The 15875-nt window shown below is 41.3% G+C and carries 17 protein-coding genes and 1 riboswitch; of the genes, 13 read left to right on the top strand and 4 right to left on the bottom strand.

What is annotated here, in order from left to right:
• Window positions 1–8: 8 nt before the first annotated feature.
• A complete protein-coding gene (locus MHI11_RS15360) occupies window positions 9–803 on the top strand; it encodes an alpha/beta hydrolase family protein (protein WP_044142153.1) in 795 nt (264 codons plus the stop codon).
• A 39-nt stretch (window positions 804–842) separates the two neighbouring features.
• The gene (locus MHI11_RS15355) at window positions 843–1085 is read left to right on the top strand and encodes a DUF2584 domain-containing protein (RefSeq protein ID WP_044142154.1); all 243 of its coding nucleotides are present in this window, start codon (window positions 843–845) and stop codon (window positions 1083–1085) included.
• A 44-nt stretch (window positions 1086–1129) separates the two neighbouring features.
• Here the strand turns inward: MHI11_RS15355 and pckA are convergent, their stop codons facing one another.
• A complete protein-coding gene (gene pckA / locus MHI11_RS15350; RefSeq protein WP_012010978.1) occupies window positions 1130–2716 on the bottom strand; it encodes a phosphoenolpyruvate carboxykinase (ATP) in 1587 nt (528 codons plus the stop codon).
• 227 nt (window positions 2717–2943) lie between these two features.
• A riboswitch (SAM riboswitch) is annotated at window positions 2944–3077 on the top strand.
• Between the two features lie 195 nt (window positions 3078–3272).
• Here pckA and metK point away from each other — a divergent pair.
• Window positions 3273–4475, top strand: coding sequence for a methionine adenosyltransferase (gene metK / locus MHI11_RS15345; RefSeq protein WP_340961445.1), 1203 nt, complete (start codon window positions 3273–3275; stop codon window positions 4473–4475).
• Between the two features lie 150 nt (window positions 4476–4625).
• On the top strand, window positions 4626–6524 hold the full coding sequence (gene asnB, locus MHI11_RS15340) for an asparagine synthase (glutamine-hydrolyzing) (RefSeq protein ID WP_340961443.1): 1899 nt from the start codon (window positions 4626–4628) through the stop codon (window positions 6522–6524).
• A 142-nt stretch (window positions 6525–6666) separates the two neighbouring features.
• Here the strand turns inward: asnB and MHI11_RS15335 are convergent, their stop codons facing one another.
• A complete protein-coding gene (locus tag MHI11_RS15335; RefSeq protein WP_012010975.1) occupies window positions 6667–7182 on the bottom strand; it encodes a gamma carbonic anhydrase in 516 nt (171 codons plus the stop codon).
• A gap of 45 nt (window positions 7183–7227) precedes the next feature.
• On the opposite strand from MHI11_RS15335, the gene MHI11_RS15330 reads away from it, so the two are divergent.
• Together MHI11_RS15330 and MHI11_RS15325 are read left to right on the top strand one after the other, a co-directional pair.
• Window positions 7228–8007, top strand: coding sequence for an alpha/beta hydrolase (locus MHI11_RS15330; RefSeq protein WP_065098653.1), 780 nt, complete (start codon window positions 7228–7230; stop codon window positions 8005–8007).
• A gap of 31 nt (window positions 8008–8038) precedes the next feature.
• The gene (locus MHI11_RS15325; RefSeq protein WP_340961441.1) at window positions 8039–9118 is read left to right on the top strand and encodes a tetraprenyl-beta-curcumene synthase family protein; all 1080 of its coding nucleotides are present in this window, start codon (window positions 8039–8041) and stop codon (window positions 9116–9118) included.
• 146 nt (window positions 9119–9264) lie between these two features.
• On the opposite strand, the gene MHI11_RS15320 is transcribed toward MHI11_RS15325, so the two are convergent.
• Window positions 9265–9837, bottom strand: coding sequence for a tRNA (mnm(5)s(2)U34)-methyltransferase (locus MHI11_RS15320; protein ID WP_044142159.1), 573 nt, complete (start codon window positions 9835–9837; stop codon window positions 9265–9267).
• Window positions 9834–10799: a TIGR01212 family radical SAM protein gene (locus tag MHI11_RS15315; protein WP_012010971.1), complete on the bottom strand. Its 966-nt coding sequence runs from the start codon at window positions 10797–10799 to the stop codon at window positions 9834–9836. The genes MHI11_RS15320 and MHI11_RS15315 overlap by 4 nt, the downstream gene beginning before the upstream one ends.
• Window positions 10800–10951: 152 nt before the next feature.
• Between MHI11_RS15315 and MHI11_RS15310 the strand changes: the two genes are divergently transcribed.
• The 7 genes from MHI11_RS15310 (at window position 10952) to MHI11_RS15280 (ending at window position 15829) form a co-directional block, all read left to right on the top strand.
• Window positions 10952–11227, top strand: a complete 276-nt coding sequence (locus tag MHI11_RS15310; protein WP_034665376.1) for a YtzC family protein — start codon at window positions 10952–10954, stop codon at window positions 11225–11227.
• A gap of 141 nt (window positions 11228–11368) precedes the next feature.
• Window positions 11369–11548 (top strand): hypothetical protein, encoded by a 180-nt coding sequence (locus MHI11_RS15305; RefSeq protein ID WP_003217546.1) that lies wholly within the window; start codon window positions 11369–11371, stop codon window positions 11546–11548.
• Between the two features lie 17 nt (window positions 11549–11565).
• Window positions 11566–11958 (top strand): GntR family transcriptional regulator, encoded by a 393-nt coding sequence (locus MHI11_RS15300; protein ID WP_044142160.1) that lies wholly within the window; start codon window positions 11566–11568, stop codon window positions 11956–11958.
• Window positions 11951–12829 carry an ATP-binding cassette domain-containing protein gene (locus MHI11_RS15295; RefSeq protein WP_044142161.1) on the top strand — a complete coding sequence of 293 codons (879 nt, stop codon included), beginning with the start codon at window positions 11951–11953 and terminating at the stop codon, window positions 12827–12829. The genes MHI11_RS15300 and MHI11_RS15295 overlap by 8 nt, the downstream gene beginning before the upstream one ends.
• The gene (locus MHI11_RS15290; protein WP_106065798.1) at window positions 12823–13809 is read left to right on the top strand and encodes an ABC transporter permease subunit; all 987 of its coding nucleotides are present in this window, start codon (window positions 12823–12825) and stop codon (window positions 13807–13809) included. Before MHI11_RS15295 ends, MHI11_RS15290 begins: the two co-directional genes overlap by 7 nt.
• 21 nt (window positions 13810–13830) lie before the next feature.
• Window positions 13831–14529: an ABC transporter ATP-binding protein gene (locus MHI11_RS15285; protein ID WP_044142163.1), complete on the top strand. Its 699-nt coding sequence runs from the start codon at window positions 13831–13833 to the stop codon at window positions 14527–14529.
• Entirely contained in the window at window positions 14519–15829 is a 1311-nt protein-coding gene (locus MHI11_RS15280) for an ABC transporter permease (RefSeq protein WP_340961438.1), read from the top strand. The genes MHI11_RS15285 and MHI11_RS15280 overlap by 11 nt, the downstream gene beginning before the upstream one ends.
• Window positions 15830–15875: the final 46 nt, after the last annotated feature.

Raw genomic sequence — 15875 nt, 5'->3', positions numbered from 1 at the left:
GAAATCAAGTGATTGTGGAAAAAAGAAGGTTTCCGTCCCCCCATCCGCATATTCACTTATTTACAGTGACCTATGAGGCAGATGGACTTCGGATCAAAGGGCTGCTCGCTGAACCAGCCGGAGAAGATCTCTATGACGGCTTTTTGTATTTAAGAGGCGGCATAAAAAATGTGGGGATGGTCAGACCAGGCCGAATTGTGCAATTTGCCGCGCAGGGATTTGTCGTATTTGCGCCCTTTTACAGAGGAAATCAGGGAGGCGAAGGAAACGAAGACTTTGCCGGAGAGGACCGGAAAGATGCTTTTGCTGCCTTTCAATTGTTAAAGCACCATAAAAAGGTGAAGCAGGATCGTATTCATATCTTTGGTTTTTCGCGCGGAGGCATTATGGGCATTTGGACCGCTGTTGAAATGAAACAGGAGGCCGCTTCCTTTGTGACATGGGGAGGCGTCAGTGATATGAAGCTCACCTATGAAGAGCGTGTGGATATGAGAAGGATGATGAAACGTGTGATTGGCGGTCCCCCGCACAAGGTGCCAGAGGCCTATGAGGATAGAACGCCTTTAAATGATGTGGATAAAATTGAAGCGCCTGTTCTCATCATCCACGGAGAAGAGGATCAGAATGTATCCATTGAGCATGCGTATTTATTAGAAGATGCGCTGCGCCAGCACGGAAAGTCAGTGGAGACTTGGTATTTCCATGGATACAACCATTATTTTCCGCCGCAGCATAATCGGGAAATTGTCAGAAGGCTGACGACGTGGATGCACAGCCGGAAAAGCGGAAATGTGGTAAAATAAGCAGTATAACGAAATTTAGAAAGTAGGGGGATTTTCAATATGGGAATGCCTGTTGAATTTAATACAATGATTGTCACGAAGGGAAAAGAGACAAGAATTGAAGAGAATGTATTTGAACTCATGAAGGAAGGGTACCGCATTTATCCATTAAATATTCCGCTTGAGGTGCGTAAAACGAAAGACGGAGAAAAAACAGGGACAGCACTCGTTGAAAAGCTAGAGCTTACAGACAATGTGACAAAGGTGACTTACCGTCTCGTATCATTACATTCAACGAACTAACAAAAAAGCTGAGGGAATGATTCCCCTCAGCTTTTGTCATTTGATTATACGAGTGGTCCGCCTTTGGCTTCAATGTCACTTGCTGCGTGGCTGAATTTTTGGAAGTTCTTTTTAAATTCATTGGCAAGGAAGTGTGCTTTTTCTTGATAAGCCTCTTGGTCATCCCATGTTTTAGATGGTTGAAGCACTTCATCTGGTACGCCAGGAATATGAAGCGGGATGTGTAATCCAAAGATGTCATCAGTGATCATTTCGGCGTTGTCGAGGTCGCCTTCGATCGCTGCTTGCACCATTGCTCTTGTATGCGCTAGGTTCATACGTTTGCCTGTACCATAGCCTCCACCAGTCCAGCCTGTATTCACAAGGAATACTTTTGCGCCGTGCTCATCAATTTTCTTGCCAAGCATTTCAGCATAGACGTGAGCTGGAAGCGGCAAGAATGGTGAACCAAAGCAAGTAGAGAATGTCGTTTCTGGTGATGTGACACCGCGCTCAGTTCCTGCTAATTTACTTGTGTAACCGCTTAAGAAATGGTACATCGCCTGTTCTTTTGTTAAACGGCTGATTGGAGGTAAAACGCCAAATGCATCAGCTGTTAAGAAGACAATGGCAGATGGGTGTCCTGCGATACTTGGCTTCACGATGTTATCAATCATTTCGATTGGGTAAGCAGCTCGTGTGTTTTCAGTGAAGAACGTATCATCATAATCCGCTTCACGTGTTTCTTCATCAAGCACAACATTTTCAAGAACTGATCCAAAGCTGATGGCTTTGTAGATTTGCGGCTCTTTTTCTTCGCTTAAGTTCACACATTTCGCATAGCATCCGCCCTCAATATTGAAGACTCCTGAGCCAGACCAGCCGTGTTCATCGTCACCGATCAGCTTGCGGCTTGCACTTGCAGAAAGCGTCGTTTTCCCAGTACCTGAAAGGCCGAAGAATAGTGCGACATCGCCTTCTTGACCGACGTTTGCTGAGCAGTGCATGGATAAAATATCTTGCTCAGGAAGCAGGTAGTTCATGACAGAGAAGATGGACTTTTTCATCTCTCCTGCATACTCTGTTCCACCGATCAGAATGGTGCGTTTTTCAAAAGAAACGATAATAAACGTTTCAGAGTTTGTGCCATCTGTTTCAGGATCTGCTTTAAAATGCGGTGCAGATAAGATGGTGAATGGTTTTTCGTTTGAAGAAGGTGTTGATCCGTCAGGTCTGATGAATAGTTGCTTTGCAAAGAGATTGTGCCATGCAAATTCGTTTACCACTGTAATTGGCATACGGTATCTTTCATCTGCGCCGGCAAATCCTTCAAAGACAAATAGTTCATCACGTTCTTTTAAGTATGACACAACCTTTGTATATAAACGGTCAAATGCTTCTTTAGAAATCGGCTGGTTGACTTGACCCCAATCAATTTTATGTTCAGAGCTTTCTTCTTTCACGATAAATTTATCTTTAGGCGAACGTCCTGTGTAGGCACCCGTTGTAGCACGGACAGCTCCTGTTGATGTTAAAACGCCTTCATCACGTGCCAAAATCTTTTCAACAAGTTTCGGAACAGATAAATTTTGGTGCGTATTTTCTAATGAGAGCAATGACTGCAAATCTTCTTTTAAATCCACTGAGTTCATAAAAAAACCCTTCCTTTACTGTTGAATTTGTTTTGTTTCGATTAGTATAACACATTCATAACAATAGTCTATACTATTTAAATATTTTTGTGTGTGTTTTTTCATTTCTGCTATGAAAATATGCTTTTTGGTGATGCTCATATTGTGGTGAAAAAAAGGGAAGATAATTCTGACGAAGCATTGACATGACGCAAGTGTTTAAGATAAGATATCTTATTGAACGGATACTCTTATCCCGAGTTGGTGGAGGGACAGGCCCGATGAAGCCCAGCAACCGGTTTCTTATGAAAAGGCATGAATATGCTGAGAAACCAAGGTGCTAACCTGATGCAAGGTACAAGAACACCTTGAGCGATAAGAGTGAAAGGCATGCGATCCCAGACCCTTTCCTCGCAATGAAGGAAATGGTTTTTTTATTTTTGGGACATCATATGAACAAATTGCCAATAACATCTCTAATAGAAACGTTTTCAAATATAAGAGGGAACGAGTTCCGTATCATATTGGAGGCCTCATCTTGGGATGATGTGGTCTTGTACAGGAGGAAATAGCCATTATGAGTCAAAATCGTCGTTTATTTACTTCAGAATCAGTGACAGAAGGACATCCGGATAAAATCTGTGATCAAATTTCAGACAGCATTTTGGATGAAATTTTAAAGAAAGATCCAAATGCACGTGTTGCCTGTGAAACTTCTGTTACAACGGGTCTCGTATTAGTAAGCGGAGAAATTACAACGTCTACTTATGTCGATATTCCAAAGACGGTGCGTGACACGATTAAGGAAATTGGCTACACGCGTGCGAAATATGGTTTTGATGCGGAAACATGTGCAGTGCTCACATCTATTGATGAACAGTCTGCTGATATTGCGCAAGGTGTAGACAGAGCGCTTGAAGCACGTGAAGGCACAATGACTGAAGAAGAACTTGATGCGATCGGTGCAGGTGACCAAGGATTGATGTTTGGTTTTGCCAACAACGAAACCGAAGAACTTATGCCGCTGCCGATTTCACTAGCGCATAAATTATCTCTCCGTTTAACTGAAGTTCGCAAGGATCAAACACTTGCTTATCTACGTCCAGATGGAAAAACACAAGTAACAGTAGAATATGATGATCAAAATAAACCTGTTCGTATTGATACAGTGGTTATTTCTACGCAGCATGCACCAGAAGTGACGCTTGAACAAATTCAAAGCGACTTAAAAGAGCATGTCATCAGCCCTGTCGTTCCAAGTGAACTGATTGATGAACAGACAAAATACTTTATTAACCCAACTGGCCGTTTCGTGATCGGTGGACCTCAAGGGGATGCTGGTTTAACTGGACGTAAAATCATCGTTGATACGTATGGCGGATACGCTCGTCATGGCGGCGGTGCTTTCTCTGGGAAGGACGCAACAAAGGTTGACCGTTCAGCGGCATACGCTGCTCGTTACGTAGCGAAAAACATTGTAGCTGCCGGCCTTGCAGATTCTTGTGAAGTACAACTTGCTTATGCAATTGGTGTTGCACAGCCTGTATCGATTTCAATTGATACTTTCGGAACAGGAAAAGCTTCTGAAGAAAAATTAATTGAAGTGGTTCGTGCGAACTTCGATCTTCGTCCAGCTGGCATTATTAAAATGCTTGACCTGCGTCGTCCGATCTACAAACAAACAGCTGCATACGGACATTTCGGCCGTCATGATTTAGATCTTCCGTGGGAAAAAACGGATAAAGCCGATACACTTCGCAAGGAAGCATTAGGACAATAACAACATATAAAACCGCTTATTTTAAGCGGTTTTCCTTTTGATTAAAAAAAAAATTCTACAATAAGCGAAAAAATGTGAAACAAAATCGGACAAATAACTGTCTAATTATAGGTCTACTTTTAAGAAATAACATAACGTGGAGGCAATAATATGTGTGGGTTTGTTGGTGTGTTTAATCACCGTCCATTGTCCGAAACTACTGAGCAGGAAGAGTTAATTAAACAAATGAATCGTCTCATCGTTCACCGTGGTCCGGATGATGAGGGTTACTTTCATGATGAGCATGTAGGATTTGGATTTAGACGTTTAAGTATTATAGATGTTGAGCACGGAAAGCAGCCGCTTTCTTATGAAGATGAAAAGTATTGGATTATTTTTAACGGGGAAATTTATAACTATGTGGAGCTGAAGGAAGAGCTTGTGAAAAAGGGCTATACGTTCAGCACAGATTCTGATACGGAAGTACTGCTTGCCACATACCGTCATTATAAAGAAGAAGCGGCTTCTAAGCTTCGCGGCATGTTTGCATTTTTAATTTGGGATAAAGAAGCGCAGCAATTATATGGCGCAAGAGATGCTTTTGGCATCAAACCGCTTTATTTTACACAAATGGATGAGCAAGTGTATTTTGCGTCTGAGCGCAAAAGCTTGATGGCTGTGAACGAGAACATTTTATTTGATGAGACTTCATTGCAGCAGTACATGTCGTTCCAATTCGTTCCTGAGCCAAATACGCTTGATCAAAAGGTGCATAAAGTTGAGCCTGGTCATCAGTTTATTTTACGCCCAGGACAGGAGATCGAATTTAAGACATACTGGAAAGTTCAATTCAAGCCTGAGCAAACACAAGAACAGAAGTTAATCGAAGAAGTACGTGATGCGATCTATGATTCTGTGAAAGTTCACATGAGAAGTGATGTACCTGTTGGTTCATTCCTCTCAGGTGGTATTGATTCTTCCTTCATCGTGTCTGTCGCAAAGGAATTACACCCTGAACTGAAGACATTCTCTGTTGGTTTCCAGCAGGATGGCTTTAGTGAAGTCGATGTCGCGAAGGAAACAGCTGATAAGCTAGGCTTACAAAACTTCAGCGCCGTCATTTCTCCAGAGGAATATATGAACGAGCTTCCGAAGATTGTCTGGCATTTAGACGATCCTTTAGCTGATCCGGCGGCGATTCCATTGTATTTCGTGGCAAAAGAAGCGAAGAAACAAGTGACGGTTGTTCTTTCAGGTGAAGGAGCGGACGAGCTGTTCGGTGGATATAATATTTACCGTGAGCCTATTTCTCTTAAACCATTTGAATCTGTACCATCTATGCTGAAAAAGCTTCTTCTTCGTCTGGCTCGTTTAATGCCAGAAGGAATGAAAGGGAAGAGCTTTATCGTTCGCGGTTGTACGCCATTAGAGGAACGTTATATCGGTAATGCGAAAATCTTTGAAGAGCCAGTGAAGAAAAACCTCTTAAAGCATTATGATCCAAGCATCACGTATCGTGACGTAACGAAGACATACTTTGAGGAAAGCGCAGGCTACAGTGATATTAACAAAATGCAATATGTTGATATCCATACGTGGATGCGCGGAGACATCTTATTGAAAGCAGACAAGATGACGATGGCGAATTCTCTTGAGCTTCGTGTTCCATTCCTTGATAAGGTCGTTTTTGAAGCGGCTTCTAAAATTCCAGAAGAGCTGAAAACAAAAGATGGCACAACGAAATATTTATTGCGTAAAGCAGCAGAAGGCATTGTGCCTGACCATGTGTTAAACCGTAAAAAGCTTGGTTTCCCTGTGCCAATTCGTCATTGGTTGAAAAATGAGATGAATGCTTGGGCAAAAGACATCATCAAAAACAGTCAAACAGATGAATACATTAACAAAGAGTATGTGCTTGATTTATTAAATGAGCATTGTGCTGGTAAAGCAGATCATAGCCGTAAGATTTGGACCGTCCTTATCTTTATGATTTGGCACAGCATTTATGTGGAGCGCAGCATTGATCCAGAGCAGTTGAATCATCAACCGAAAGAAGTTATCTTTAGTTAATGAAAAAAGGTTTTCAGCACAAAGCTGAAAACCTTTTTTGTTATGATAGAAAGCGGCGGAAAAGGGTAAAATAACAAGCGGTTCATAGTTATTGCTTAATATCCTGAAAAAAACATGATAAAGTGAAGATACGCGTATGATGTTAACGGGATATAAGGGAACGATAGTATTGTCCTTTTTCTACATATTCTCTACGGATTCTGTCCATGTCTTGGATATCTTCATCTGTTAACTGCCGGACGACCTTGGCTGGACGGCCGAAAGCGAGTGATCCTTTTGGAATGACCTTTCCTTGAGGGACAAGACTACCTGCACCGATAAAGGCACCTTCGCCAATTTCTGCACCATCGAGAATGATAGACCCCATACCAATGAGGGCATTTTTTCGAATGATTGAGCTATGTAATGTGACTTGGTGTCCAATGGTAGCACCATCTTCTATAAGAAGTGTTTTTCCAGGACTTTGATGCAGACAGGATAAATCTTGAATATTGACGTTTTTTCCAATTCTCACAGGAGCGACATCGCCTCTGATGACGGTTTGGAACCACACGCTCGAATATTCTCCAATCGTGACATCTCCAGTAATGGTGGCGTTATCTGCGACAAAGACCGATTCATGAATCTCAGGTGTAAACTGATGATATGGATAAATCACTTTTTCGACTTCCTTTCTTAATACAACATTTGTGAGGTGTTTACTTTGTGGACTTGGCATGCTGAAAGACCAGTTGGTACAATTGTGATTGTACATGGTGCGAGTGAATATCACGGCCGATATAAATGGGTGATCGAAATGTGGCGAAATGCCGGCTATCACGTCGTCATGGGTGACCTCCCTGGGCAAGGGACATCGACACGTGCGCGCGGCCACATTCGTTCGTTTCAAGAATACATTGATACAGTAGATGAATGGATCGAACATGCGAAATCATTCAGACTTCCTACTTTTTTACTTGGACACAGTATGGGCGGACTCATTTCAATTGAGTGGGTCAAGCAGTATACCCATACGAAGATTGATGGCCTTATTTTATCATCACCTTGTTTAGGTCTGCAATTTAAACCGAAGAAGCTAATGGATTTTGCATCAAAAGGTCTAAATGTGCTCGCACCGTCCTTTAAAGTCGAGTCAGGGCTGTCGATTGAACTAGCCACACGAAATCAGGCTGTGATTGAGGCAGACTCAAATGATTCCCTTTACGTAACAAAGGTGTCGGTTCGCTGGTACCGAGAGCTGATCAAAAATATTGATGCAGCCATGCAGCCTACGAATGTCTTTAAATCGATTCCGCTCCTTTTAATGCAGGCGGGCGATGATAAAATCGTCGATAAAACGAGGGTGATCAAATGGTTCAATGGCATTGAATCAACCAATAAATCATATCGTGAATGGGAAGAGCTGTATCACGAAATTTTTAATGAACCGGAAAGAGAAGATGTGTTTAAGGCAGCAAGAGCCTTTACAGATCAATATATTTGATGGTGAGCTTTTAAGTTAGGGGTGGATTGATTTGTCAGTACCAGAGCGTCCTTTTGCACTGATGACAAAGGTGTATAAAGATATTTTTCCGCTTGTTCATCAGGAGCTAAAAAAGTGGCGAGCTCATGCAGAAATGATTGAAAATGAAGAACTGCGAACGCAGGCATTAGCAAGCATATCGAGTAAAACCTTTCACTGCGAAGGCGGAGGTATTTTATCTCTTCTAGCAGGTGAGGCGAAAGAAACGTGTATTGAATTCATTGTGGCGTATCAAACCATCAGTGATTACTTAGATAACCTATGTGACCGCAGTACGTCACTTGATCCAAAAGATTTTCATATGCTGCATCAAGCAATGAGAGATGCGCTTGATATTCATGCTGAACTCAAGCCGTATTATCAATTCCGTGATGAGCAAGAGGATCATGGGTATTTACATGCGCTTGTCCGCACATGTCAAGACGTGCTGTCACGCCTTGAGCATTATCCGATCATTCAGCCGTATGTACACACGCTGTGTGATTATTATAGTGATTTACAAGTACATAAACACGTGGTCCCTCATGAACGTGTGCCTCGACTAGAGTCATGGTTCCGCCAATATGAAAAGGATTTGCCTAAGATGGAATGGTATGAATTTTCAGCTTGTGCAGGATCAACGTTAGGGATTTTCTGTCTTGTGGCGTACGCGCTGCAGCCGGACTTTACAGAAAAGCAGGCGAAGCAAATTTACGAAAGCTATTTCCCTTATATTCAAGGTCTGCACATTTTACTTGATTATTTAATTGACCAAGAAGAAGATAGGCTGGGGGGAGATCTGAACTTTTGCTCCTACTATGCTTCTCATCATGAGATGATGGATAGACTTCAGCATTTTATTGAAAAAGCGGATGAGCAGCTGAAAGGCATTCCGCATGAAAACTTTCATAAATTAATTAACAGAGGATTATTGGCAGTCTATTTGTCCGATGAAAAAGTGACAGCCCAAAAAGAGATGAATAAGCTGGCAAAACGGCTGATCAAATCAAGCGGGAAAACATCGTTCTTTTTCTATATCAACGGAAGAGCTTACCGGACCTATCAGAAAATGCCTTGGATGAAATCCTCATAAAAAAGCTCAAATCCATTAGGATTTGAGCTTTAGCGTATAGACAAACCTTCGCATTCGGTGTCAGGTCTCTGCTCCGGTGCTCGCCCTTCCTAAACTACAAAGGTTTTCTATCACGCTGAAAAGAAGAAAAAAAGCTAAAATGAACATCATTTTAGCTTTTTTTCAATGGCGACCACAAAAGGCGGGTCGTTTTGAATATTCATGTATTGATATGATAAAACTTGTACCTCTTCATGAGGAAGTGATCTGCAATAGTCGAGAAGCACTTCTTTTTCTCTTTTCCCTTCTGGGTGTCCATGATAAATCACAAGGACGATCAGACCTCCGGGTTTAAGCCAGTCGAGGAGCTGCTCAATGGCTTCAATGGTTGTATCGGCCTGAGTAGTGACGGCTTTATCGCCTCCGGGCAAGTACCCAAGGTTAAACACTGCGCCAGAGATATGTGCATATACATCTCTTGGCAAGTGTTGAGCCAGTTTTTCATGACCATCGTGAATCAGATGAACATATGGATATCCCTCGCCAAGCCTTTGGCGCGTCTGCTGTATGGCTTCTTCTTGTACGTCGAATGCGAAAACTTGTCCATCATGACCGACAAGATCAGCTAAATAGAGTGTATCGTGGCCATTTCCCATCGTTGCATCAATGACGATGTCGCCTTTTTGACAAGCCCGTTCTAACAGCTCTTTACTAAAAGGGAGCATGCGTTTCAAGATCATTTTGCTGCTTCTTCCAATCTGACGAAACGTTTGCCTTGGTAGCTGTTACGTCTTTCAAGCTCAGCATTAATGGCATTTAATACTTCCCACTTATTTACACTCCACATTGGACCGACCATTAATTCAATAGGGCCATCGCCTGTAATACGATGAATAATCATTTCTGGCGGCAGGATCTCTAGCTGATCACAAACAAGCTGGACATATTCTTCCTGGCTTAGAAACTCCAATTTGCCTTTTTCATATTGCTTGACCATTGGGGTTCCTTTTAAAAGGTGAAGCAAATGAATTTTAATTCCTTGCACATCTAAATCAGCAACAGCTTTTGCTGTCTCCATCATCATGTCCCGGTTTTCAAGAGGCAAGCCGTTGATGATATGCGAGCAGACACGAATGCCGTGTTTTCGCAGTTTTTCTACACCTTCTACGTAGCATTCATAATCATGGGCACGGTTAATGAGCATCGCTGTCCGTTCATGAACCGTTTGAAGACCAAGCTCTACCCAGAGATAAGTGCGCTCATTTAATTCAGCTAAATACTCCACCACGTCATCTGGCAGGCAGTCAGGTCTTGTCGCAATAGATAAACCAACCACACCATCCAAATTCATCACGGTTTCAAATTTTTCCTTTAAAACAGGAAGCGGGGCGTGTGTGTTTGTATACGCCTGAAAATACGCCATATATTTTCCGTCTTTCCATTTTGTATGCATCCGGTCTTTGATTTCGTTAAATTGAGTGACGAGATCATCCGCCCGGTTTCCTGCAAAGTCACCAGATCCTGCGGCACTGCAAAATGTACAGCCTCCGTGGGCTACAGTACCATCACGGTTTGGGCAGTCAAAGCCGCCATCTAATGCCACTTTAAATACTTTATGACCAAAGTGCTCTCGCAAATGATAGTTCCATGTGTGATAGCGTTTTTCGCTGTTTGAATATAAAAAAGGGTTATGCTGATCCAAGTCAGTAACCTCCTTGCGTAATAATAGGCATCCTTAAAGTTTAACAAAAATCATGAAGGAGGACAATTGAATCTGTCCAACATTTTCTTTAGTGAAAAAGCTTTACGTGGGCAAAATAGGCGTGAGCAATGATGAAATGGAGGGAATGCAGGATGGCAACAAGGCAGTCGATCGACGAATTTATCCAAAAAAGTACTGAAACCCTTGAGTTTGCAAATGAGCAATTTGATTTGAACTTACGCCAAGAGCATTATAATGAGGACGAATTTTCTAAGGCACAGCTTATGCTTGAAGATGCAGTCAACGAATTAGAAAAATTAAAAGATGTCGCCAATGACCAGCAAAGAGAGCGGTTAGACAGGGCGCGTGTTCAAATTCAAAGCTTGCAAAATCAAATGATTTTAGGTATTTCTTACGACAACGAATGATAAACAGATCCTTTTTTAAAGGGTCTGTTTTTTATTTTTGAAAGGCTATTGACTTTTTATTTGAGTGTCTATATTGTATTGAGTGTACTACATCAACTAATACACTAAAGACACTTAAAAAGTGAAGAAAGGTGTTCAACCATGAAAAAAGAAAAAAAACCAATCAATTTGAAGTGGATGGTGCTGGCTGTTGTGTTAGCATGTACATTTTTTTTCGTTCTCGTTTTCATTGGTTTTGAAGTTCAAAAAGATTTGATACTTAATTCAATCCCTTTAATGCAAGGGCATGAACAAGCAATAGGACTGCAAAAGCATGAATGAGGAAAGAGGGAGCCATCATGATTCAAATAGATCCACGAAGCGCTGCGCCAATATATGAACAAATCATTGAGCAACTCAAAATTTTATGTCTAAAAGGTGTAATGAAGCCTGGTGACAAACTGCCCTCTGTCAGAGAGCTCGCCACTATTATCATCGCCAATCCAAACACCGTCAGTAAAGCATATAAGGAGCTTGAGCGGGAAGGGATTATTGAAACACTAAGAGGTCGCGGTACGTATGTAACAGAAGAGGCTCAGTTAAAGCTGAATGAAGGGAAGGTATTGGAGATGAAGGAGCAATTAAGACAACTCATTATAGAAGCTCATTATGCCGGTATTGATATTCAACAACTGAAGGAATGGATAGAAGAGATCGGCTCAAGTCTTGAGGGAGGAAAAAAAGTTGATTGAGGTTAGAAATGTATCGAAGACATTAAATGGACGTGAAGTACTCAGTAACGTTTCCTTCAAAATAGGCGAAGGTGAGATCTTTGGTTTGCTTGGCAGGAATGGCTCTGGTAAAACAACACTTCTCCGCTTGATTCAGCAAATTCTTCTTCCAGATGAAGGAGAGATTTATTTTAAAGACGTGCTTGTGAAAGACCACCCGTTAGTAAAGCAAAATATTGTGTATATGCCAGTCGTCAATCCCTACTTTGACAGATACAATTACGGGCAGCTTGTCCAGCTGTTAAAGCATATTTATCCGAAGTTTGACGTGACATATGCCAATGAGCTTGTGAACCGCTATGAAATTCCGGAAAAAGTAAAATACCGTGAACTATCGACAGGGTTAAAAAAGCAGCTGTCATTAATTTTAAGCTTTGCGATCAAGCCAGCCGTGATTCTGTTAGATGAACCGACAGATGGTATTGATGCCGTCACAAGAAATGATGTTCTTCAGCTCATGATCGACGAGGTAGCGGAACGTGAAACGTCGATTCTCATCACATCGCACCGATTAGAGGATATTGAGCGTATGTGTAACCGAATCGGGTTTTTAGAAGGAAATCAACTCACAAGTGTCATGGATCTTGATGAATTAAAGAATGATTATCTAAAAATCCAGATGGCTTTTGAAGAAGATATGAACTTGAGTATACGAAAAAATGGTGTTGCTATATTAGATCAAGCTGGCATTTTTTATACAGCGCTTGTTCTTAAAACCGATGTAGAGGCTAAAGAGTACTTAAAGTCGCTGCAACCAAAAGTATGGCATGAACTGCCTGTCAATTTAGAAGAAGTATTCATTGCAAAGTTTGGAGGGAAACGGAGATGGTAAAGCGGCAATTATTATATAAGGAGTGGAAGCAATCAGAGCTGACATTTATTTTAGTCATGCTGGTTGCGGTGTTTGCAACGCCCTTTGCATTCTTAATGGAATATTCGTCTTTTCAAACATGTCTAAAGGATGCAGAGTGTATTGTAGATTCACCGCGTTTTTCTTATTTCTTTAATACAGATGTGTTTCTCTCCCTTTCTTGGTTAATGGGGGTCTTCTTTGCTGTCATTCAGCTAGGATTTGAGAGAAATAAAGGGCATATGGACTTTACCTTATCTTTGCCGTTTAACAGAAGTACAATCTATCATACAAAGTTTTTTTTAGGTGCTGGAATCATTGCAATCGTTCATGCCGTATCGTATGTTCTTACGTATTTACTTATTTTGGGACTGAATCCACTAGAGACATCTGGCTTTCATAGCGGTTATGTCATTTCATTTGTGACCTCCTTAATGTTTTATAGTTTATTTTTTGCAGCTGGTACTTTAACCGGAAGTTCCATTTCACAAGCAATTGTTGGGTTCAGCACAGCTATTTTACCCTTTTTAGTGATCGGATTACCGATTGTTCATTTAGATTTTATCTTGAAGACAAGTGGGGATTGGTTAGGTAAGAGCTTCGTTCATTTGATATCGCCTATGTCTCCAATTATTTATATTACAACTGAACCTTTCCAATCTGATTATCCTCATTGGTTCTCGGGTGAAAAAATTATTATCCCTATTGTCATGATGGTTCTGTTTTATCTAATTGGTTTAATTAGCTTTATAAAACATCCAATTGAACGAAATGGCCGCTTCTTTCTTTATCAAAAAATCGACCGGCCCATTCAGATTATGGTTATTGTCTTCGGTGTTCTAGGATTTGGCTGGGTTGGATTTTCTTCAGATAATTCTATATTTGGTTATATCGCTGGCATGCTCATCGGTGGAGCTGTAGGCGCACTAACAAGTTATTTCTTAATATATCGAAAAAGATAAACAGAGAGTAGGGGAGTAGAGATGATTCAGGTTCAAGCGTTAGATCATGTGTTTACAATTGGTAAAAAGGGCAGAGAGAATGAGATTCCTGTGCTAAAAGGGATTGACCTATCCATCAAAAGAGGCGACATTGCTTGTATTGTGGGTCGGAGCGGTTCGGGGAAATCGACCTTATTGAACTTAATTTCAGGATATATTACGCCAACGAGCGGACAAATTGTCATTGATGGGACCGATGTGACTGGCTTTAATGAAAAAGAATGGGCGGACTTCCGCTTAGATCACTTTGGTTTTATCTTTCAAAGCTTTCAATTGATCGGGAGCTTAACGACGTATGAAAATGTTGAACTTCCGCTCACTTTAAAAGGTGTGAAGCCGTCTGAACGAAAGGCGAAAGTAGAAGAAATGCTGAAACGAGTAGGTCTAGAACATCATGCAGGGCATTACCCGAATGAGTTGTCAGGCGGGCAGCAACAGCGTGTGAGTATTGCAAGAGCCTTGATTTTAAATCCATCTATTATTTTAGCGGATGAACCAACAGGCAGTCTAGATTCAGAAACCGAAGGAGAAATTTTAGCCTTTATCCAGCAGCTTAATCGTGAAAAAGGAATCACGTTTGTTATCATTACACATGACGATGAAGTCGCTTCAATCGCAGATACCACGTTCCAGCTTCATGATGGTGTATTAAAGAAAGGGGAACAATCCATTGAAATTTAGAGATCAGGTCAAATTCATTAGAAGAAACATGAAGAAAAATAGATTGCGTGTGTTTATGACCATTCTTGCGACGACAATGGCATGCTCTTTCTTAATCGTTTTAGCATCTGTTGGTTTTGGTCTGCAAAAATCGGCGCAAGATGAAATCATGAAACAGCAAATCATCACAGAAGTGAAAGTGTTAGGCAAGGAAAAGGGTGACGTCAAAGTAGATGATTTAAAGAAATATGATCATGTGAAATCTGTCGTCTCAAGAACGGCGCTCATTCCATTGGTAAACGTCGAGCTCGATGATCGCTCAGGTGAAACGCAGGCTGCTCTAACCGATATGAAAGAAGAAAAAGAAGCAGGGCTTGAGCTAGACCGAGGGAAAGTCCGAACATCAGCGAACGAAATTGTGGTCGGGTATCATATGGCTGAACAACTGTGGACAAAAAAAGAACGCCAAGCCTATGAAAAAAAATTAAATCAGACATCAAATGGTGAAGAAATGCCAAAGGAGCCTAAGGGCTACACGAAAGATATTTTAAATAAAGTGATTCAAGTCAAAGTACCAAAACTCAATGAAGAAAATGAAGTCGTCAAAGAAAAAACATTTGATTTCCGTGTAGTAGGTGTGTTGAAAAAGCCGAAACTGGAGTGGCAAGAGGATCATAAAATTTTTATTCCGAATGCGTATGAAAAGGAATTTGGTCAAATACTCGATCTATCTCCTGAAGCAGGAAATGTCGAGAAAATGACTTCTGTTTATGCAGATAAATTCGATAATGTCGGTGCACTCACGAATAAGCTGACAGATGAGGGCTACCAAGTCATCTCTGTGACGAATCAGCTTGAAGGTATGGATATGTTCTTTACAGTCTTCAAAATTGGACTTATTTTTGTTGGATGTATTGCAGTCATTATTTCTGCAATTGGTATTTTTAATACGATGACAATGGCAGTAACAGAGCGAACACAAGAGATTGGGATTATGAAAGCCATTGGCGCGAATCCATCGATTATCAAGCGAATGTTCCTGATGGAAAGTGCTTATATTGGGGTGATTGGGTCAATCATCGGAATTATCATCTCATATATCATTAGTTTCGCCGTCAATTTAATCATTCCAGCTATTTTGTCGTCCATGTCAGAGGGAGGGTCAAGTGATCAATTCTCGATCACCTTCTCCTACATTCCACTCAGCCTTGTGATTACGGCAACAGTGATTAGCGCAGGGGTAGCAATCCTTTCAGGGCTTAACCCAGCACGTAAAGCAACAAAAACGAATGTATTAGCAGCATTAAGAAGAGAAATCTAAAAAAAGAACCTCCTAAGGCACCCAATTGGGCTGACAGGAGGTTCTT

The organism is Bacillus sp. FSL K6-3312, from assembly GCF_038007485.1.
GTDB lineage: Bacteria > Bacillota > Bacilli > Bacillales > Bacillaceae > Bacillus > Bacillus pumilus.
The sequence above is the reverse complement of the archived record's forward strand: the minus strand, read 5'-3'. Positions and strand labels throughout refer to the sequence as shown.